General features: G+C 63.2%; 1 protein-coding gene. It reads right to left on the bottom strand.

Annotation, left to right across the window (positions count from 1 at the left end):
• Window positions 1–403, bottom strand: a 403-nt coding sequence (gene tssI / locus AC1D1Y_RS26680) for a type VI secretion system tip protein TssI/VgrG (RefSeq protein ID WP_477684996.1), incomplete at both ends; no start/stop codon positions are given.

Below are 403 nucleotides of genomic sequence, written 5' to 3'. Positions count from 1 at the left end.
GTTGTAGACGCTGCCCGTCACCAGCGGGCGGTCCGGGTCACCGTCCACAAAGCTGATCACGACTTCCTGTCCTATCCGAGGCAAGAACAGGCTGCCCCAGCCCTTGCCGGCCCATGACTGCGCAACCCGCACCCAACAAGAACTCTTGTCATCCTTGGCGCCCAACCGGTCCCAGTGGAACTGCACCTTGATACGCCCATGTTCATCCGTCCAGATTTCCTCTCCCGACGGTCCGACCACAAAGGCCGTCYGGCTGCCTGACACCCGTGGCAAGGCGGTGTGCCGCGGAGTGCGGTACGGCACCGTGGCGTCAAACGCTTCAAACGCATTGCAATACTGCGCCGCACTGGCCCAGTGCGTCACCGAACGCAATACCAGTGCCGTGTTCAGCGCGGTACGGGGG

This window comes from Polaromonas sp. P1_G1, assembly GCF_056405595.1.
This window is presented reverse-complemented; position numbering and strand designations above follow the sequence as displayed.